The 20,416-nt window shown below is 57.6% G+C and carries 13 protein-coding genes and 1 tRNA gene; 8 read left to right on the forward strand and 6 right to left on the reverse strand.

Annotated elements, in window-relative coordinates:
• Nucleotides 1-8: 8 nt before the first annotated feature.
• The 3 genes from carB to BFV97_RS10485 all read left to right on the forward strand — a co-directional run bounded on the left by carB (nucleotide 9) and on the right by BFV97_RS10485 (nucleotide 4,774).
• On the forward strand, nucleotides 9-3,344 hold the full coding sequence (gene carB, locus BFV97_RS10475) for a carbamoyl-phosphate synthase large subunit (protein ID WP_069300321.1): 3,336 nt from the start codon (nucleotides 9-11) through the stop codon (nucleotides 3,342-3,344).
• Between the two features lie 186 nt (nucleotides 3,345-3,530).
• The gene (locus BFV97_RS10480; protein ID WP_069300322.1) at nucleotides 3,531-4,079 is read left to right on the forward strand and encodes a GNAT family N-acetyltransferase; all 549 of its coding nucleotides are present in this window, start codon (nucleotides 3,531-3,533) and stop codon (nucleotides 4,077-4,079) included.
• The gene (locus BFV97_RS10485) at nucleotides 4,076-4,774 is read left to right on the forward strand and encodes a helix-turn-helix transcriptional regulator (RefSeq protein WP_157888312.1); all 699 of its coding nucleotides are present in this window, start codon (nucleotides 4,076-4,078) and stop codon (nucleotides 4,772-4,774) included. The genes BFV97_RS10480 and BFV97_RS10485 overlap by 4 nt, the downstream gene beginning before the upstream one ends.
• 140 nt (nucleotides 4,775-4,914) lie before the next feature.
• Here the strand turns inward: BFV97_RS10485 and BFV97_RS10490 are convergent, their stop codons facing one another.
• On the reverse strand, nucleotides 4,915-5,256 hold the full coding sequence (locus tag BFV97_RS10490; RefSeq protein WP_069300324.1) for a helix-turn-helix domain-containing protein: 342 nt from the start codon (nucleotides 5,254-5,256) through the stop codon (nucleotides 4,915-4,917).
• Between the two features lie 750 nt (nucleotides 5,257-6,006).
• On the opposite strand from BFV97_RS10490, the gene BFV97_RS10495 reads away from it, so the two are divergent.
• On the forward strand, nucleotides 6,007-6,606 hold the full coding sequence (locus BFV97_RS10495; protein WP_069300325.1) for a thymidine kinase: 600 nt from the start codon (nucleotides 6,007-6,009) through the stop codon (nucleotides 6,604-6,606).
• A gap of 190 nt (nucleotides 6,607-6,796) precedes the next feature.
• On the opposite strand, the gene rpmB is transcribed toward BFV97_RS10495, so the two are convergent.
• Entirely contained in the window at nucleotides 6,797-7,084 is a 288-nt protein-coding gene (rpmB, locus tag BFV97_RS10500; RefSeq protein WP_069300326.1) for a 50S ribosomal protein L28, read from the reverse strand.
• Nucleotides 7,085-7,245: 161 nt separating this feature from the next.
• Nucleotides 7,246-8,241, reverse strand: a complete 996-nt coding sequence (gene meaB / locus BFV97_RS10505; protein WP_069300327.1) for a methylmalonyl Co-A mutase-associated GTPase MeaB — start codon at nucleotides 8,239-8,241, stop codon at nucleotides 7,246-7,248.
• Nucleotides 8,242-8,382: 141 nt separating this feature from the next.
• Here meaB and BFV97_RS10510 point away from each other — a divergent pair, with 141 nt between their 5' ends.
• The 3 genes from BFV97_RS10510 to BFV97_RS10520 all read left to right on the forward strand — a co-directional run bounded on the left by BFV97_RS10510 (nucleotide 8,383) and on the right by BFV97_RS10520 (nucleotide 13,061).
• Nucleotides 8,383-9,105 (forward strand): DUF3108 domain-containing protein, encoded by a 723-nt coding sequence (locus tag BFV97_RS10510; protein ID WP_069300328.1) that lies wholly within the window; start codon nucleotides 8,383-8,385, stop codon nucleotides 9,103-9,105.
• Between the two features lie 6 nt (nucleotides 9,106-9,111).
• A complete protein-coding gene (gene hrpB / locus BFV97_RS10515) occupies nucleotides 9,112-11,574 on the forward strand; it encodes an ATP-dependent helicase HrpB (RefSeq protein WP_069300329.1) in 2,463 nt (820 codons plus the stop codon).
• A 350-nt stretch (nucleotides 11,575-11,924) separates the two neighbouring features.
• Nucleotides 11,925-13,061 carry a glycosyltransferase family 2 protein gene (locus BFV97_RS10520; protein ID WP_069300330.1) on the forward strand — a complete coding sequence of 379 codons (1,137 nt, stop codon included), beginning with the start codon at nucleotides 11,925-11,927 and terminating at the stop codon, nucleotides 13,059-13,061.
• A gap of 90 nt (nucleotides 13,062-13,151) precedes the next feature.
• Here the strand turns inward: BFV97_RS10520 and BFV97_RS10525 are convergent.
• Nucleotides 13,152-13,227, reverse strand: a tRNA-Thr gene (locus BFV97_RS10525).
• 158 nt (nucleotides 13,228-13,385) lie between these two features.
• On the opposite strand from BFV97_RS10525, the gene BFV97_RS10530 reads away from it, so the two are divergent.
• Nucleotides 13,386-14,594 carry an MFS transporter gene (locus BFV97_RS10530; protein ID WP_069300331.1) on the forward strand — a complete coding sequence of 403 codons (1,209 nt, stop codon included), beginning with the start codon at nucleotides 13,386-13,388 and terminating at the stop codon, nucleotides 14,592-14,594.
• Between the two features lie 54 nt (nucleotides 14,595-14,648).
• Here BFV97_RS10530 and BFV97_RS10535 read toward each other — a convergent pair whose 3' ends face one another.
• Together BFV97_RS10535 and BFV97_RS10540 are read right to left on the reverse strand one after the other, a co-directional pair.
• A complete protein-coding gene (locus tag BFV97_RS10535; protein ID WP_069300332.1) occupies nucleotides 14,649-15,824 on the reverse strand; it encodes a calcium-binding protein in 1,176 nt (391 codons plus the stop codon).
• A gap of 378 nt (nucleotides 15,825-16,202) precedes the next feature.
• Nucleotides 16,203-19,862, reverse strand: a complete 3,660-nt coding sequence (locus BFV97_RS10540; RefSeq protein ID WP_069300333.1) for a vitamin B12-dependent ribonucleotide reductase — start codon at nucleotides 19,860-19,862, stop codon at nucleotides 16,203-16,205.
• Nucleotides 19,863-20,416 lie beyond the last annotated feature (554 nt).

Here is a 20,416-nt window from a genome sequence, read left to right on the forward strand (position 1 = left end):
GGCCGTCCATGCCAAAAAGAACCGATATCGACACCGTAATGATCATCGGAGCCGGGCCTATTATCATTGGTCAAGCCTGCGAGTTCGACTATTCCGGCGCACAAGCCTGTAAGGCGCTGCGCGAGGAAGGCTACCGCGTTGTGCTCGTGAACTCCAACCCTGCAACCATCATGACCGACCCGAATATGGCGGATGCCACCTATATCGAGCCGATCACGCCAGAGGTTGTTGCCAAAATTATCGAACGCGAGACCAAAGCCCGCCCGAATGAGAAACTGGTGCTGCTGCCGACTATGGGTGGCCAGACAGGTCTGAACACGGCGCTTTCGCTGGATGAGGACGGCACGCTTGAGAAATTCGGGATCGAACTGATCGGCGCAGACCGCAAAGCCATCGAAATGGCCGAAGACCGCAAACTCTTCCGCGAGGCTATGGACCGTCTGGGTATCGAAAACCCCCGCGCCACAATCGCTGAAAGCATGGAAGAAGCGATGGCGGCAATTGACGAAGTCGGCCTGCCCGCGATCATCCGCCCTGCCTTTACTATGGGCGGCACTGGTGGTGGTATCGCCTATAACCGCAAGGACTATGAGGAAATCTGCGCCAGCGGTCTCGATGCCTCTCCGACCAGCCAGATCCTGATCGACGAAAGCCTGCTGGGGTGGAAGGAATACGAAATGGAAGTGGTCCGCGACAAAGCGGATAACGCCATTATCGTGTGTGCCATTGAAAACGTTGACCCGATGGGCGTGCACACAGGGGATTCCATCACTGTTGCCCCTGCCCTGACCCTGACCGACAAAGAATACCAGATGATGCGGACCCACAGCATCAACGTGCTGCGGGAAATTGGCGTGGAAACCGGCGGGTCGAACGTGCAATGGTCCGTAAACCCTGCGGATGGCCGTATGGTTGTTATCGAAATGAACCCGCGCGTGTCCCGTTCCTCGGCGCTGGCTTCCAAGGCGACAGGCTTTCCTATTGCAAAGGTCGCGGCGAAACTGGCCGTCGGTTACACGCTCGACGAACTCGACAACGACATCACCAAAGTCACGCCGGCCTCTTTCGAGCCGTCCATCGACTATGTCGTTACCAAAATTCCACGCTTCGCCTTTGAGAAATTCCCCGGTGCCGAAGCCACGCTGACCACCGCCATGAAATCGGTGGGCGAGGTCATGTCCATTGGCCGCTCCATCCACGAGAGTATGCAAAAGGCGCTGACTTCTATGGAAACCAGCCTGACCGGATTTGACGATCTGGCGATTGATGGCTGTCCACCGCTGAGCAGTTGCGTGCGCGAAGACGATCCCGATCAAAGCCTGCCGTTCATCCTGCGCGGGGCCAATGCGGACGACCAGACTGCTATCGACAAATCCGTAACCCGCGCGCTGGCCCTGCAGACGCCTGACCGGATGCGCACCATCGCACAGGCCATGCGCTATGGTTTCTCGGACGATGAAATCAACGAAATCACCAGCTTTGATCCGTGGTTCCTGCAACGTATCCGCGAAATCATCGCCATTGAACACGACCTGATCCTCAACGGTCTGCCGGATACGGCCAAAGGCCTGCGCCGCCTGAAATCCTTTGGATTCACCGATGCGCGTCTGGCCAAACTGACCGGCCAAAGCGAACGGGACGTGCGGATCGCCCGCACCAAACTTGGGGTGACAGCCGTGTTCAAACGCATTGACACCTGTGCCGCCGAATTTGAGGCACAAACCCCGTATATGTACTCCACCTACGAAATGGATGCGATGGGCGAGGTGGAATGCGAAGCCCGCCCCACCGACCGCAAAAAGGTGGTCATTCTGGGTGGTGGCCCGAACCGGATCGGTCAGGGGATCGAGTTTGATTACTGCTGCTGTCACGCCTGTTATGCGCTGACGGATGCGGGCTATGAAACCATCATGGTCAACTGTAACCCCGAAACGGTTTCCACCGACTATGACACTTCGGACCGTCTGTATTTTGAACCGCTGACACTGGAACATGTTCTGGAAATCCTGCGGGTCGAACAGGAAAAAGGCAGCCTGCACGGTGTGATTGTGCAGTTTGGCGGCCAGACGCCGCTGAAGCTGGCCAATGCGCTGGAAGAAGAGGGCATCCCGATTCTCGGCACCACACCGGATGCGATTGATCTGGCCGAAGACCGCGAACGCTTTCAGCAACTGCTGGAGAACCTCAAGCTGAAGCAACCCCACAACGGGATTGCCAGCACTGCGGAACAAGCCTTTGAAATCGCCAAGGACGTTGGCTTCCCGCTGGTGATCCGGCCGTCCTATGTTCTGGGCGGACGCGGCATGGAAATCGTGCGCGATACGGCCCACCTGGAACGCTACATCAACGAAGCGGTTGAAGTCTCCGGCGACAGCCCTGTGCTGCTCGACAGCTACCTGTCCGGCGCGGTTGAGGTGGACGTGGATGCGCTGTGTGACGGGGAAACCGTGCATGTGGCCGGCATCATGCAGCACATCGAGGAAGCGGGCGTTCACTCCGGTGACAGCGCCTGTTCGCTGCCGCCCTACTCTCTCGGTCAGGACATCATCGACGAGTTGAAACGCCAGTCTACCGCAATGGCGCTGGCGCTGAATGTTGTGGGTCTGATGAACGTGCAGTTCGCGATCAAAAACGGCGAGATTTTCATTCTCGAGGTGAACCCCCGTGCGTCGCGGACCGTGCCTTTCGTGGCCAAGGCGGTGAACTCCCCCATCGCAGCCATTGCCGCCCGCATTATGGCCGGTGAAAAACTGGGTGGGTTTGAATTGAAAGACCCGCAAACCAAGCATTTCGCCGTGAAAGAGGCGGTGCTGCCCTTTGCACGCTTCCCCGGTGTCGATACGCTGCTTGGCCCTGAAATGCGCTCTACGGGCGAGGTGATGGGGCTGGACAAGTCCTTTGACCGTGCCTTTCTCAAGGCGCAAATGGGCGCGGGTCACACCCTGCCCTCTGACGGGACCGTGTTTATTTCGATCAAGGATGACGACAAAACCCCGCAGATGATAGAAGCGGCGCAAATCCTGAAAGAAGCCGGGTTCAACATCGTGGCAACACGGGGCACAGCCGCTTTCTTGAAAGAGGCCGGAATCGAAGCCGAGGTGGTCAACAAAGTGTATGAAGGCCGCCCGAACGTGGTAGATCGTCTACGCAATGGCGATATAAATCTTGTTTTCAATACAACCGAAGGTGCTGACTCCATTCAGGACAGCCGCGCGATTCGATCCGAGGCGCTTTATGGCAAAATTGTGTATAACACGACCGCAGCCGCCAGTTATGCCGCAGCCCGCGCCATCCGTAATATCCGCGAAGGTGATCTGGAAGTCTCCCCGCTCCAGAATTACTAAGCACCTGTAAAGTCTAAGCTATCACGCCTCGCGAAACCTTCGCGGGGCGTATTTTTTTGGGCAGCCCGACATCGGGCGACGGATTTGCCCGCTATAATTCTGCCACATTTTGAACAAAAAACGCGCACATTTCATAATTTGCAGGTAGCTTTGCAGATATAGAACCGCTCAACGTAGGAGAGTATCATGCAAACCCCGGAAACCAGTGTTTCGATGATCAAAGATCTGTCAGAAATGCAAATAGCCCACGACATCCGCAGACAAGTCTTTGTGATTGAAGGAGAAGAATCCGAAGACGTGGAATTCGACGGCAATGATTTCTGCGCCGCCCATCTGCTGGCCTATTGGAAGGGCAAAGCCGTTGGCACCATGCGTCTGAGGATTGTATCAGGCAGCGAAGGCGGCACAATCATCTGGGAGCGTATGGCCATTCTTAAGGACGCACGGGAACGCAACCCGTGGATTTTTAGAGCCTTGATGAACAGCGCGCGCCATTATACTGATATTATGGGGCTGAAGAACGTGATCGGCATCGTTGAAAACCCGAAACTCATGCGGTTTTGGCAGATTTACGGTGGCAAGGAAACCGGAGAAGAGCCGTTGGAATTTCGCGGGCACACCTACCGCCCTATCCGTCTGACCATCCAGCGGGACAAACCGCAGGAGGAACTGACACTGCGTCAGGCGATCATGGCGGTTCCCGAAGTCTTTGATGAGACAAGGAAAAATACGTGACAGTAAGTTTCGCCCTCTTGATGGAGCGACTATGGCAGTCGGATAGTCCCGAGACAACTCGGGACATAATCCTCAGCCTTGGGTTTAACGGTCTGGTTTTCCAGCGCTGGTCGCCCGACTATATCGAAAACTGGGAAGGCCGAATCGCTGAAGGGTTTCTGGAGCATTACTACGGCGCCCAGCTTGACCAGCACTGCCCGATTGCCAAAGCCATTCACACCTGGTCACGCAGCTATACCTTTGGTCAGGCACGCAACCAGCCCGGTGCGGATACAGAAAACGCGCTACGGGTGGAACGGTTGTTCCAGCAGTTCGGGATGAAGGACGGGGTGGTCCTGCTGACAGGGCAAAACCATCTGCGGTCCTCGGTCATTCTGACCAATGCCCATAGTGTAGAGGCGGAATTTGAACGCTTCGGTGGCATGTTATATTTCGCCGCTGACAAGCTGACCCGTCAGTTGCACCCCGGACACCCCCTATTGAACCATGTGCCGCGGGAAAATCCGACCCTGTCGGATATGCAGACGAAAATCCTGCAAATGCAGATCGACCACCCCGAGCTGAGCAAAAACGAAATGGCGCTCGCCCTTGGACTGTCGCCTAAAACGCTTCATGCGCACCACAAAAAGATCGCCAAGAAAAACGGCGTGACCACATTTGCCGGTGCTGTGATCAAAAAACTGAAGGAGTCCTGACAGACCCGACCTACGCGGCCGCTGCGGACATAGAAACCCCGGCTGACTTTGCGGGCAGCCGGGGTTTCTTACTCGAATACTCGTTACAAACCGGAACTTTTCCAGAAATCGGGCGGCGTGGATTACCGCCCGCACCAGGATCAGGTGCAGGCTTTGATCAAGCCGACAATCTGGTTCTTCACAGCCTCGTTCGGGATCTGGTTGATCTGCGTGGCCAGTTCGATGGTCCGTGTAGAAATCTCCTCGATCTCATGCCCTTCGCCACCGTCCGCGCCGTCAAAGAAGTAGGAAATCTGCACACCCAGCGCTTGAGACACTTCCCACAGGCGGCTGGCACTGATGCGGTTGATGCCGCGCTCGTATTTCTGAAGCTGCTGAAAGCTGATGCCCAGCATTTCGCTTAGCTTTTGCTGGCTGATACCACGGGACGCCCGTGTCAGACGGATTTTTGTACCAACGTGAACATCTACTGGATGAGGCATATTCGGCTCCTAAAACTGGGACTCCCCTGTGGGGGTCACACATAATGTTAAAGATTAGCCGAGGGTCGCTGCCGACGGAGCGCCGTTGTGATTGAGTTCACTTGGCGGTGTATAACGACAAGTTTAGACCGAGTGTCTTCAAAAATCAATAATTAATATGGGAATTATGCAACCCAAGATAGCGCATTTTTCAGGTTGTTAAGCAGTATGGTTAACACACGCCCCGATTGTCTATGGTTAACTGCCCCCCAAACATGCCGTCATTCGCGCCTCGACCTGTGCTTGCAGGACCCTTCGACCGACCCTGCCCGCCATGTGTCAATACTCTCAAAAGTATAGGATGTGAAAAACACATAAGCAATTGATAACTAACATGAATTATTGGAAAATCTATTTCTTTATCAAGATAAATAATTGATTTCAGCTTCACGGGACGAGCACCGTTACTCAACAGTCAGCCCGCTGTTTCCTCTGTCCGCAGCCGTTCAAAGCCGGCGTTTCAAACGCCCCCTCATCGCCCGTAAACTGTCGGCCCCGCGAAAGGACTGTGGCAACAGTGTGGCACGGAATTACTACCTTAAGGGGCCATTGGCCACAGTATGGACACAGTTCAACTTCCGCCTTGGAAACAAAGAATTAAAAATTTTATTGAATTGCATTTTTTTTAGAAGCCGGCATCGCGCCGGACGCCGGAAAATCCGGTGAAACGAATCTCTTGAACCGCCCCTCCCTGCGGGTAAAAGTCCGGCCATGGCAAAACTCTATTTCCACTATTCGACCATGAACGCCGGTAAATCAACGGCGCTCTTGCAGGCATCGCATAATTACCGCGAACGGGGGATGGAGACCTATCTTCTGACCGCCCGCTTTGATGATCGTAGCGGTGTCGGAGAGATCGGCTCGCGGATCGGGATTTCCGCTAGAGCTGACGGATTTGACAGCGAAAGCGATTTGTTTGCGATGATCGAGCGGCGGATGAAAAGCACCACGCTTGCTTGCGTCTTCATCGACGAGTCGCAATTCCTCTCTTACGAACAGGTCTGGCAACTGGCCCGTGCGGTGGATGATCTGAACATCCCGGTCATGTGCTACGGCTTGCGGGTGGATTTTCTGGGCAAACTGTTCCCCGGCTCGGCGGCGCTGCTGGCGATGGCCGATGAAATGCGCGAAGTGCGCACCATCTGCTTTTGCGGCCGGAAAGCGACGATGGTTGTGCGGCAGGATGGCGATGGCAATGTCATAACAAAGGGCGCGCAGGTGCAGATCGGCGGGAATGAGACCTATGTCTCTCTGTGCCGCCGCCACTGGCGGGACGCCACCGGAGAGGGTCTTTCCCCCAAAGCTGGTTAACGCCACTCCTTGCATCGCTGACGGTCCTGTCTCGTCAAGCCTGTCCCGACACGCGTGTCCCACCAACCATCCTTGCAGCTTGCGTCGCCGCAATTTGTGCAATGGCCTGCCATCCGGCACCACACAAACGCAAAAAAACGGCCCCGATGCATCGGAACCGTCTGATCTTCAATCGCGCAGGCAGATGCCCTTAAGCGGCAGCAGTTGCCTTGGCGATTTCTTTTTTGACCTTCAGCGCAGCGTCCGAAAGTTCAACGTCTTTGGCTTTGGCCATGAACGCATCCAGACCACCACGGTGATCAACCGTGCGCAGAGCAGCCGCAGAGATGCGGAATTTGAAAGACCGGCCCAATGTTTCGCTGGTCAGCGTCACATCGTTCAGGTTTGGCAAAAACCGGCGACGGGTTCTGTTTTTGGCGTGGCTGACATTGTTGCCAGACATTGGGCCTTTGCTTGTAAACTCACAACGACGAGACATCGCGTATATCCTTACTCTCTTGTCGCGCGCCCGGAGTGGCCTGCGCTGACATTTGAAATTCGAGCCGCTTCTTTAGGCGCGATTATCCGCCCCGTCAAGGGCAGCACGCGATCAAACAGCAGTTGGGTTCGTTTGGGGCTTTTGCGCCCGAAATACAACCTTTATCCGTCCTGATTTACGGATTTTAATGCCAAAAGGACCTCTGCGGCGGCCGCATCGGGGCTCAGATGGCCGTTCGTGACCTTTTCGCGCAGTTCTGTCTGTCGTTTTTGCAAGGCTTCGTCCTGATCGAGCTGCGCCAGAATACCCCTGCGAATCTCATCCTGAAACCAGATCTCTGCCTGACGTGCGCGATTCGCGTCAAATGCGCCGTCTTCCTTGCGCCAGTCGGTCAGCGTCCGGATCTCGCTCCAGACCTGTTCCAGACCTTCTTCTTCCAGCGCGGACACCGTCATCGCCTTGGGAAAGCCTTTGGGGTCTTGCGGGCGTTTGCGCAGCAGACGCAGGGCACCGGCGTAATCCGCACAAGTGCGCACGGCGGTGGGTTTCAAATCGCCGTCCGCTTTGTTCACCAGAATAAGGTCGGCAATTTCCATAATGCCCCGCTTTACCCCTTGCAGTTCATCCCCGCCCGCAGGGGCGAGCAGCAACAGGAACAGATCGGTCATATCCGCGACCATCACTTCGGACTGGCCAACGCCCACGGTTTCCACCAGCACCACGTCAAATCCGGCGGCTTCGCACAGGGTGATTGCCTCGCGGGTGCGCCGCGCCACACCGCCCAGCGCCGCACTGGACGGGGATGGTCTGATGAAAGCATTGGGATGGCGGGACAGATTGTCCATGCGGGTCTTATCCCCCAGAATCGACCCGCCAGAGCGTTTGGAGGACGGATCAACCGCCAGCACCGCTACCTTCAGCCCCTGCTCTACCAGCATCATACCAAAGCTCTCGGTGAAGGTGGATTTACCCACACCGGGCGTGCCGGACAGACCGATCCGCAAGGCAGAGCGCCCTTTCTGTGTCAACCTGTCAATCAGCGTAACCGCCTGTGCGCGGTGATCCGCCCGTGTGCTCTCTACAAGGGTGATCGCGCGGGCCAAAATCCGCCGATCCCCTGCAAGGATCGACTCCACCATTGCGGCATCAACTTCCATCACGTTGAAAACACTCCATCTTTTCGGCAATCCGCGAGGTCTGGCAGAATCCTGCCCATCGCGCTGCCCCCAGTTTCCCCAAGTCTTAGTCAATCTTAAACCAGTGGGAAAGCCAGCCACCACAAAAAACGGGAACTCTTCATGCGTCTGCTCCTTTCGACCCTCGCCCTGCTGAACAGCACCGGATTAGCCTACGGGGGGGATATTGATCAGACGTTCGGGTTTTATGTGGCCGGATTGAAGGCGGGGACGATCCGGATAACCGGAAACGAACCGGCACAGGGGCAGGATGGTCCCTATGCCCTGCACGGTACGCTGACCCCCACCAGCATTATGCGGCGCTTTCACGATGTGGGGTTTGACGGGCGCGTGGATGGCGCGGTCTCGGCCGGTGTTTATGTCCCGCAGAATTACAGCGGGCAGAGTCGTTCTGAATCAACGCAGACAGATGTGCAGCTTACCTTTCAGGACAACCACCCGCAGGTGCTGCGCTACGCACCGGAACGCGCGGCACGGCCCTATGACATTGATCCGGCCAAGCAATCCGGCACAATTGATCCGCTGACCGCTGCCCATATGTTGCTGCGGGACCAGCGCGGTGCTGATCTGTGTGACCGGACACTGGACCTGTTTGACGGGCGCAGGCTGTCCCGTCTGCAAGTTGATCCCCCCGCCCATAACGGCGCAGAGGCTATTTGCGCAGGCCAATACACCCGCGTTGCAGGTTTTTCGCCGGAAGATATGCAAGAACAGGTGAACTTTCCGTTCACACTTGTATACACCAAGGACAATGCTGACCTTTACACCCTCTCCTTTTTCAAAACCGACACTACATTCGGTCCGGCCGAGGCTGCCCGAAAGTAAACGGACATGACCCGCCTGCCGATTGAAGACGCCCTGCCGGAGCTGGCAGAGGCGCTGGAAACACGCGGGATGGCCGTGCTACAGGCGCCCCCCGGCGCGGGTAAAACCACACGGGTGCCGTTGTTTCTGCTCGAACGCGGCGTGATAGAGGGGCGCATCCTGATGCTGGAGCCCCGCCGTCTGGCCGCCCGCGCCGCGGCCGAACGTATGGCGCAAACACTGGGCGAGGATGTGGGCCGAACGGTTGGCTACCGGATGCGGGGCGACAGCAAGGTCGGGGCGCATACGCGAATCGAGGTGATCACCGAGGGCATCCTGATGCGGGTGATTCAGAATGACCCCGAACTGGCAGGGGTCGGCTGCATTATTTTTGACGAATTTCACGAACGCAGTCTGCAAGCGGATACCGGATTGGCCTTTGCGCTAGAAATCCGTGAGGCACTGCGCTCTGATCTGGTGCTGATCGCCATGTCCGCCACGCTGGACGCGACGCCGGTTGCGACGCTGATGGGGGATGCACCGCTTGTGACCTCGGCGGGGCGGAGCTATCCGGTGGAACTCCGCCATCTGGCCGAGCCGTGGAACCGTCCCAACCGGCGCGGCCCCCGCTTTGAGGAAGCGGCCGCAGATCTGATCCGGCAGGCCGCCAGCGAGACAACGGGGGGCATTCTGGCCTTCCTGCCCGGTGAAGGGGAAATCCGCCGCGTGCAAGGCCTGCTTCAAGGTGCGCTTCCGGCAGGAAGCAACCTACGCCCCCTGTATGGTGCGCTGCCTTTTACCGAACAGCGCCGCGCCGTGCTGCCCGATCAGGAGGGGCGCAAGATCGTGCTGGCGACCTCTATCGCGGAAACCTCGCTGACCATTCAGGATGTCTCGGTCGTGGTGGACGGCGGACGGGCGCGGCGTGCGCGGTTTGACGCGGGCTCCGGCATGTCGCGTCTGGTGACAGAGCGTGTGACCAAGGCTGAAGCCATCCAGCGGCAGGGGCGAGCCGGTCGGGTGGCGGCAGGCATCTGTTACAAGCTTTGGACCAAAGGCGAAGAAGGCGGGTTTGCACCTTTCCCGCTGCCTGAAATCCTGTCCGCCGATATTACCAATCTGGTGCTGGAACTGGCGGCATGGGGCACCAGCACCCCTGCGGATCTGCCATTTCTGGACCAGCCCCGCAGCAGCGATGTCGAACGGTCGCAAGAATTGCTGCGCGGGCTCGGTGCGCTCGATCCGGCAAACCGGATCACGGATCACGGCCGTGCCCTGTTGCGCCATCCGCTGCACGTGCGTCTGGCTCATATGCTAGAACAGGGCGGGCCGGATGCGGCGCCTCTGGCCGCGCTTCTGGAGAACCGAGACCCCCTGCCCCGCAGCGCACCAAGCGATGTTGCCTTGCGCCTGGAGGCCATCCGCGATCCGCGCCGGTTTGCCGACACCCATCCGTTTCAGGCCAATGCAGCTGCCGTAAAAACGATCAAGGCCGAGGCCAAACGCCTGCGCCAAGGAACCGCCACGCTGTCTGCGACCGAAACACTGGCGCTGGCCTATCCCGACCGGATCGGTCTGCGCCGCAAGGGGGATGCGCCGCGTTTCGTGCTGTCCGGTGGCAAGGGCGCTGTATTTAACGAAGACGACCCGACCGGAGCCACCCGCCTTGCAGTGATTCCGTCGCTGGACGGAGACGGGCGCGAGGCCCGTGTGCGTATGGCCCTGCCGCTTAGTCAGGGGGAACTGGCGGCGGTTTATGGCGACCAGTTTGAAACGCGGCATGTGTGTGAGTGGTCCAAGCGGGAGCGCCGTGTGCTGGCGCGGAAACACCTGTGTTTCGGTGCGCTGGTGCTGGAGGATCAGAACTGGAAGGATTGCCCTGCGGATGCGTCCTGCGCGGCCATGTGTGACGGGGTTGCGGATCTCGGGCTCGGCTGCTTGCCGTGGAGCCAGCCCGCAACCCTGTTTCGCGCCCGCGCACAATGGTTGCGCGATCAGGGCCATGAAATGCCGGACCTGTCGGATGAAGGATTGCTTGCGCGGTTGCATGACTGGCTTGAACCCCATCTGGGCGGGATACGCACCCCCGAAGGGCTGCGCGGGCTGGACCTGCATATGATCTTGCGCACGCAGTTGGACTGGGACGCGTTGCAGATGCTCGATCAGCTTGCTCCGGCGAGCATTACGGCCCCCACAGGCACCAAGCTGCCAATTGATTACAGTGCTGCGCAACCGAAGGTCTCTGTGCGCCTGCAAGAGCTGTTCGGAATGACGACTCACCCCACGGCAGGCCCTGAGCACATTCCGCTGCTGATCGAACTGCTCTCACCGGCGCGGCGTGCTGTTCAGACAACAGCCGATCTGCCGGGGTTTTGGAAAAGCTCTTACGCGGATGTGCGCAAAGACATGCGCGGGCGGTATCCGCGGCATCCCTGGCCGGAAGACCCGACACAGGCGGAACCGACCCGTCGGGTAAAGCCACGCGGGTAGTTCAGGGCGCCGGGATATTTTGACAAGACATCAAGTAATTGTTTTACATAGGTTAAACGTATTAACATACTGCATATATGAAGCTTCATATAAGAAGCTTCATATATGACGCGTCTTGCATGACGCTTCATATTTGCAGGGTGATACCGCCAGATACGACCCGCCCCACCCGTCCGCAGCACCGCCGCCCTAACGCCGGAAATCACTGATCCAGCGGCTCCGCGCCCGCTGAACCCACTGGGGCGAAGTTGCAACAGCGCTGTGCTTTTGACGCACGCCGATGCAGCAAATCTCTTTCCCTTGCCGCCTCTGTGGTATTCCTTGGTCAAAAAACGAGACGGAGCAGTACCGTGACTCTTATTGATCGCAAATTCATGCGCCTGCGCAGAACGCCGGCGCCGCCGGCGCGTTTCACACTGGTAGCGACCGCCAAAAACGAAGGCCCCTATCTGCTGGAGTGGGTCGCCTATCACCGGTCCATCGGCTTTGACAATATCATCATTTTTCAAAATGATTCCGAAGATTTCACCGGCAAGATCCTGACCTGCCTCGACGAAATTGGTGCCGTGCGATACCGCTACAATGCGGCCAAGCGGGGCGGCCACCAGATCGCCGCCTACAACCGCAGTGTCCGCCATGCCGAATACCAGTCCGCCGATTGGGTAATGGCGCTGGACCTGGACGAATTTCTGGTGATCAAAACCGGCGATGGCACCCTGCCCGCGCTGCTCTCCGCCGCTCCGAAATTTCACCGCATGTTGATCAACTGGAAGCTGTTTGGCAGCTCCGGTATCGACACGATCCAAAGCGGCCTTGTCACGGATCGCTACTCTCTCGCCGAAAAAGACAATTTTATTACAAAACACGTCCAGCCCTACAAAACCCTGTTCAAGCGGGACGCCTTCTTACGGCCCGGTGTTCACAAGCCGAGCAATTTCTTGCTTGAGGAAGACATGATCACGGTGAACGGGTCCGGATTGGGCGATGACGCCTTTGAGATCCGCAACTTCCAGTCCACAGATCCCGGGCTGCGCAGCCTTGCGCAGGTGAACCATTATATCGTGAAAGACCCGCAAAGCTTTGTGTTGAAATCCGCCAAAGGCAGCGCCCATCAGGCAAATCGCGACATCGGGGAGACCTATTGGGCGCGTCGCAATAAAAACCACGAAGCCGACCATAGCATCCGCGCAAACCGCCCCCGTCTGATCCGCGAAATGAAGCGTCTGAACAACCTCTCCGGCGGTCGTCTGCGGGCACTGACCGATCAGGCTGTGGCCTATCACCGCGAAAAATTTGCCACGGTTCGCAGCGACCCCGACTACGCAAAACTCTACGACTATTGCGCCACCCGCAGCGGGGTCAAACCACCCGAGCCGCGCAGGATTTCCAACTTTCCGATCAAAGGTGTGCAACTGACCACGGGCGTGAAGAAATCGGATTATGGCGGGTTCAGAATCCTGAACATCAAAGGCCGCCGCGCCTACTAATCGGATGTCAGGTGGCATTGATACACAGTCAGGGGTGCTGGACTACGCGCCTCTGAATAACTTGCGAAAACAGATATCTATACGGAATTTTGGTGCCGCTGAAGGGACTTGAACCCCCGACCCATCGCTTACGAAGCGATTGCTCTACCAGCTGAGCTACAGCGGCTTTCAGACTATTTCCTTTGCCTTGAAATTTCCGGTTTTGCAAGCCTTTTGGCAGGGTATTTGTGGTCGAACCGGACCGCGCCCAGCCCCAAAGCGCGAAACACGGGGGCACAGGAAATCCGCTTCACCTTCATTGCGCCTTGGCCTAAACCGGAATGTATGAATCTTATAGCTTTGCGTTCCCCCGAATTTCGTCTTTATTTCATTGGTGCCGTGGCAAATGTGAATGCCATGTGGATTGCGCGTATTATTCTGGGATGGCTGGCGTGGGACATCACCCATAGCGCCCAGTTTGTCGGGATCGTGGCGGCCTGTTCGCTATTGCCGACATTGGTCGGCGGGCCGTTTTTTGGCGTCATGGTGGACCGCGCAGATGTGCGCAAGGCGGCCTATTGCACCAATATCGCCATGATCCTGTGCATCGGGGGCCTGTTAACCCTTCAGGCGGGCGGGATGATTTCGCAGATCAGTCTGGTTCTTGTATCGCTTGCCATCGGGACGGTGACAGCGGCGCACCATCCGGTGCGACTGTCCCTTGGCCCGCGTCTGGTAGAGCAGAAACATGTGTCTTCTGTGGTGGCGCTCTCGGCGCTGAACTTCAACCTCGCACGATTGATCAGCCCCGCAGTCGGTGGCATCCTGATTGATGTGGTAGGGATCACAACCGCGCTGATTATTACGGTTGCCATGTTCTTCCCCAATCTTGCAGTTCTCTTCCGCCTGCATCCCCGTGCGCTGGAAAAGAGCGGCGCAGAACGGTTTACCACCGCGATGGCCACCGGACTGCGCTATATCCGGCAGCGGCGGGTGATCGTGGTGATCCTGTTGTCCACGACCGTCTTTTCCATCGCCCTGCGCGGCGTGCTGGAGGTGTTGCCCATTGTGGCTGACGGGGCCTTTGGCCGTGGCGCGGTCGGGCTGGGGCAGCTTGGCTCGGCGGTGGGGGGCGGCGCGCTCTGCTCGGCGGTTTACAAGACCCTGCACCACAGCACACGCCCCGCTAATACCGATGCGCTGTCGCCGTTCAACCTCGGGGTTGCGGTTGCGGGACTGGTGGCGATCGGACTGATCGGCAACACCCAAAGCTGGATGGTGGCACTGGCCTGCGCTGCCGTGCTCGGGGCGAGCGGCACCTATTTCGGCGTCACGATGCAATCGCTGATACAAGCGGACCTGCCGGATGATATGCGCGGACGTGTGATGTCTATCTGGGTGGTTGTGGGGCTTGGTTCTACCGCGCTCGGGGCGTTTGTGCTCGGGGCGCTGGCCGATATTGTCGGCCTGTCCCTGTCGAGTGCGGGCATGGCCATTTTCGGGTTCGTGACCCTGATGTCCCTGTCGCTTTATATCCATCGGGACAAGACGTAACGGAGTGTCCGGCAGGCCAGCAAAACACGCCCGCCTGCCGGATCAAATCTGTGTTCAGACAGGCACCAGCGTCAGTTGATCCGCCGTCAGCCCTGCACCACCGTTTACAACAACGACAGCCGCACCATTCACAAGAACAGTTGCGCCGGAACCGTCCTCAAGGTCTTCGACCTCTACCAGCGGCACGCCTGCGTCCGCATCATAGTCGATGAAGATCGAATCCTCATCCGCGACGAAATCCTTGATTATGGCAGCGGTTTCTATCTCGGCACGTACATCAATGGCAAAACTGTCGCGGCCTTCACCGCCCGTGCCGCTATCACCGTCCTGCAGGATCATCAGATCATCGCCGTCACCACCAAATAGATCATCACCAGCGCCATCGTTCAGCACCAAATCAAAGCCCCTCACGCCGGATTCCGCAGCGGCCAGATCAAACCTTGCACCCGTAATCAGGTCGTTTCCGGCCCCACCATAAACCTCATCCGCGCCGCCTTCGCCGTACAGCACATCGTCACCATCCGCGCCGAGCATGAAGTCTGCACCGGCACCGCCCAGCAGATCATCGTCCCCGATGCCGCCGCGCAGTTCATCTTCGCCAAAGCCGCCAAACAGCGTGTCGTTGCCTGCATTGCCGTTAATCAGATCATCGCCAGCCCCGCCATAAAGTTCGTCCCAGCCGTTATCACCGGAAATCACATCATCATCCGCGCCGCCGCTGATCAGATCGCCGTGTTCGCCGCCAAACAGCGTGTCATTCTCTGTGCCGCCGGAAATATCATCCGCGCCGTCACCGCCATAGGCCAGATCAGCCCCTTGCCCGCCGGTCATCAGATCATCCCCCGCCCCGCCGTAGGCAATATCTCGGTATTCGCCCATGCGCAGCGTATCATCCCCGTCATTACCGTAGAGCACATCCTGCCCCCAACCGCCGTCGATCGAATCGTCGCCGTCACCGCCCGTGATCAGATCGTTGCCGGTGCCGCCGCGCACTTCGTCATTGCCGCCCTTCATGTCAGCAGTGTCATCACCGCCGTTCAGGATCGCCAGTTCATCCGCGTCTGTGCCGTCAAATGTGTTGTCGTCGTCGTCCCCCATGTAAAGCGTCGGCTCTTCGACGGTCGGTTCATCCCGGCCAGAGGTATTATCGTCATCGTCATCACGGATTTCATCAATCCCCCAGATCACGGCACCCAGCCCCACCAGGGACAACAAAACAATCTCGATCATAGCTAATCCATTTCCCAACCGCCAAATCCGGCGCTGTACACACTCTGTCATTTTGCGACCGCAAGCAGATACGGTCCCATCAATAGTTAACAAGATTTAACCGAAAGAAACATAAATTCGACACAATCCCGCCGCTTTTCTACCAGAAATGGCGTCTGGACGGGGTAACTGTTTCCCACGTCCAAACAATGCAGCGGCAGCTAGGGCATTGTTTTCGCTGGGTCCGGCCGCGCACGAATCGTACGACCGCGAACCAAAAAAGAGGGGGAGCCATTGCTCCCCCCTAGTCCTGTATTCAGGCTGTTCGTTTTCCGCTCGATCGGTTGCCTGCGCCCGAAGTCGTGGAGGGACGGCGCACCGTCCCCCTGTTCCAAAATCCTAACTACAGCCCGAGGTCGCGCCGCAGGTGTTGCACTTCATGCAGGTGCCGTTGCGCACCAGAGTGTAGTTGCCGCAATCCCCGCAGGCATCGCCCTCATAGCCCTGCATTTTCGCCTTTGCCCGATCGTCCATCTGCAGTGGCGCTGCTGCGACCGTGGCAGGCGCAACCGGAGCAGGCGCAGGCTGTTCGCTAAACCCGCCACCCAAGGACACCTCTGCCTGACCGGACCGGAACAGGCCGGTCTGACTGCCTTGCAGCACCATCAGTTCCTGTGGCATCCGGTGCCGGTGAAACCCGGGAGAGACCACCTGTTTCAACATAGCAACCGCATCATCAGAGGCCGGACGCACAGTGCTGGAGCCTTCCTCCACGCCACGGCCCAGATCGTCGAATGTGGTGCCTTGCGGTTTCACATGGGCCAGATCGGTGCGGTCCAGATAGGACACGGCCAGTTCGCGGAAAATGTAATCCAGGATGGAGGTCGCATTCTTGATGCTGTCATTGCCCTGCACCATGCCAGCCGGTTCAAAGCGGGTGAAGGTGAAGGCATCGACAAATTCATCCAGCGGCACACCGTATTGCAGACCAACCGACACCGCGATGGCAAAGTTGTTCATCATGGCGCGGAAACCCGCCCCTTCCTTGTGCATGTCGATGAAGATCTCGCCCAGATTGCCGTCTTCATATTCGCCGGTGCGCAGGTAAACCTTATGCCCGCCAACGGTGGCTTTCTGGGTATAGCCCTTGCGCCGTTCGGGCAGTTTCGCCCGTGCCTGTGCCACCTCTTTGATGATGACTTTCTCAACGATTTTCTCGGCCAGTATCTGTGCACGCTCACCCGCAGGGGCTTCGGCCAGTGTTTCTTCCAGATCCTCATCGTCGTCAATCAGTGCGGCGGACAGCGGTTGGCTCAGCTTGGAACCGTCCCGATAAAGCGCGTTTGCCTTAACACCCAGCGACCAGCTCAGCTCATAGGCTTTCTGGCAATCCTCAATGGTTGCGTCATTCGGCATGTTGATCGTCTTGGAGATCGCGCCGGAAATAAACGACTGGGCCGCGGCCATCATGGTGATGTGGCTATTCACCGACAGATAGCGTTTGCCGGTCTTGCCGCAAGGATTGGCGCAATCAAAGACAGACAGGTGTTCGTCTTTCAGGAATGGCGCGCCTTCCAGTGTCATCGTCCCGCAAACGTGGTTGTTGGCCGCTTCGATCTGTTTCTTGCTAAAGCCGAGGTGGGTCAGCAGGTCAAAGGACGGGTCGTTCAACTGTGCCGCTGGAATGCCAAGCGTACCGGAGCAGAACTCCGCCCCGAGTGTCCACTGGTTGAACACAAAGCGAATGTCAAAGGCGGTGGGCAGCGCGGCCTCTACCTTTTTCAATTCTTCCGGTCCAAAGCCGTGACCGGTCAGCGAAGTATGGTTAATGTCCGGCGCATTGCCCATTGTGCCATGCCCGACAGCATAGGACACGATTTCTTCCACTTGCGATGTGGTATAGCCCAGTTTCACCAGCGCAGCCGGAACAGACTGGTTGATAATCTTGAAGTAACCGCCACCGGCCAGCTTTTTGAATTTGACCAGTGCAAAGTCCGGCTCGATCCCTGTCGTGTCGCAGTCCATCACCAGACCGATGGTGCCGGTGGGTGCAATCACGGATACCTGCGCATTGCGGTAGCCGTGCTTCTCACCCAGTTTAACAGCTTCTTCCCAAACGGTTTTTGACAGCGCTGACAATTCTTCATCGGGGCAGCTGGCGTGGTCCAGCGGCACTGGCGTCACGTCGAGACCTTCATAGCCCTCGGTCGCACCCTGCGCGGCAAGCGCGTGGTTGCGCATCACCCGCAGCATGTGATCGGCGTTTTTGGCATGTCCGGGGAAAGCGCCCAGTTCCTTGGCCATCTCCGCAGATGTGGCATAGGCCACCCCCGTCATCACTGCGGTCAGTGCCCCGCACATGGCGCGTCCTTCGTCAGAGTCATAGGAATAGCCCATGTTCATCAGCAGGCCGCCGATATTGGCATAGCCCAGCCCCAAGGTGCGGAATTTGTAAGACCGTTCGGCAATTTCCTTGGACGGGAACTGTGCCATCAGCACGCTGATTTCCAGCGTCATCGTCCACAGACGCGAGGCATGCATGTAAGACGCGGCGTCGAATTTGCCATCCGTGTAGAACTTCAACAGGTTCATAGAGGCAAGGTTACAGGCGGTGTCGTCGAGGAACATATATTCGGAACAAGGGTTTGATCCGCGGATCTGACCGTCTTCGGGGCAGGTGTGCCATTGGTTGATGGTATCGTGATACTGAACCCCCGGATCGGCACAGGCCCATGCCGCATGGCCAATATCTTCCCACAGCTCCCGTGCGCTGACGGTTTCGGCCACTGCGCCGTCGGTGCGGCGCAGCAACTCCCAAGGCTGGTCTTTTTCAACAGCGGTCAGAAAAGCGTTGGTGACGCGGACCGAATTGTTGGAATTTTGCCCCGCAACGGTGCCATAGGCTTCGCTGTCCCAGTCCGTGTCATAGGTGGGAAATTCGATGCTCTCAAAACCCTGCCGCGCGTATTGCAGCACGCGGTTGATGTAGGTTTCGGGAATACGGGCTTTCTTGGCGGATTTGATCGCGGCTTTCAGACCGGCGTTGGCTTTGGGATCAAACGCGCCCTCTTCGGAACCGTCCCAGGCACGGATCGCGCCGAAAATCTCGTTCAGCTTGTCTTCGTGCATTTTGGAACCGGCCACCAGAGAAGCCACTTTCTGCTCCTCGCGCACTTTCCAGTTGATGAAATCTTTAATGTCGGGGTGATCCATATCGCAGATCACCATTTTGGCTGCACGTCGCGTGGTGCCACCCGATTTGATTGCGCCGGCGGCTCTGTCCCCGATCTTCAAAAAGGACATCAGTCCCGAGGATTTGCCGCCGCCGCCCAGTGGCTCTGAAGCACTTCGCAGGGAGGAGAAGTTTGTACCCGTGCCCGAGCCGTATTTGAACAGCCGCGCTTCGCGGACCCAAAGGTCCATAATCCCGCCCTCGTTCACCAGATCGTCCGACACGGACTGGATGAAACAAGCATGGGGTTGCGGATGTTCATAGGCTGACTTCGACTTGGTCAGCTTGCCGGTCTTATAGTCTACGTAGTGATGCCCCTGACTTGGACCATCAATGCCGTAGGCCCAGTGCAGACCGGTGTTAAACCACTGAGGAGAGTTCGGTGCCGCCATCTGATTGGCCAGCATAAAGCGCATTTCGTCAAAATAGGCCCGCGCGTCCGATTCTGTGTCGAACATGCCGCCTTTCCAGCCCCAATAGGCCCAAGCGCCAGCCAGACGGTCAAACACCTGTTTGGCCGATGTTTCACCGCTATAGGCGTCTTTGGAAGTGGCCGGCGCGTCACCATCAGGCACAGAGCGCCACAGGAATTCGGGAACACCCTGTTCCTTTACCTTTTTCAATTTTGCTGCCACGCCTGCCTTGCGGAAATACTTTTGCGCAATCACATCCGCCGCCACCTGACTCCAGCTTTGGGGCACCTCCACCGCATCCAGTGAAAATACGACAGTCCCGTCAGGGTTCCGGATTTCCGAAGTTGTCGTGTGGAATGCGATGTCCGCATAAGCGTCGCGGTTTTCTTTGGTGAATCGACGGTCGATCTTCATCTCTGCCCCTAAGCGTATCTTGTCGTTATAATGTAATCGGAAAGGCAAAGGCCCTCCCCTAAATGTCTCTGCTACCGATTACTGCACAAATTTTGCCCCTATGACGCGCTACTAAATGTAGTGGTGCCTCCGAGAACTGCACACAAACTGTACGATGCACGGGACTCCGTCAACAAAACTTTTTTACAAAAATAGGGAAAATTATGTTGACCGTGCGGATAAAGAGTCAGCGGCGACGGGGGCGCAAAACAACCCACAGCCGCGCCTTTCGATAAGAGGGCCGGAACAAAGGAAAAATCCGGATCAGATGAAATTGCAGCGATGTTTTATGCACAGAATCAACTTGGGGGCGAAGCGGCCACGGGGCAATCGGCTTGGTCCATACGGGTCGGGGTCGCGCGTTCCAGCGGGCCGGATACAGGTTGTGCTGGGCTGCCAAATGGGCGACCGGACCGCTGCAAAGCGGAGAATCCCGAACGGGGGGGCAATCCTGACGGCCGGACGTAAAATCCCGACCGCCAGAGAAGTCTCCGGCGGGTCGTCATAGATATATA

The organism is Neptunicoccus sediminis, assembly GCF_001719615.1.
In the GTDB taxonomy this organism is placed as follows: domain Bacteria; phylum Pseudomonadota; class Alphaproteobacteria; order Rhodobacterales; family Rhodobacteraceae; genus Amylibacter; species Amylibacter sediminis.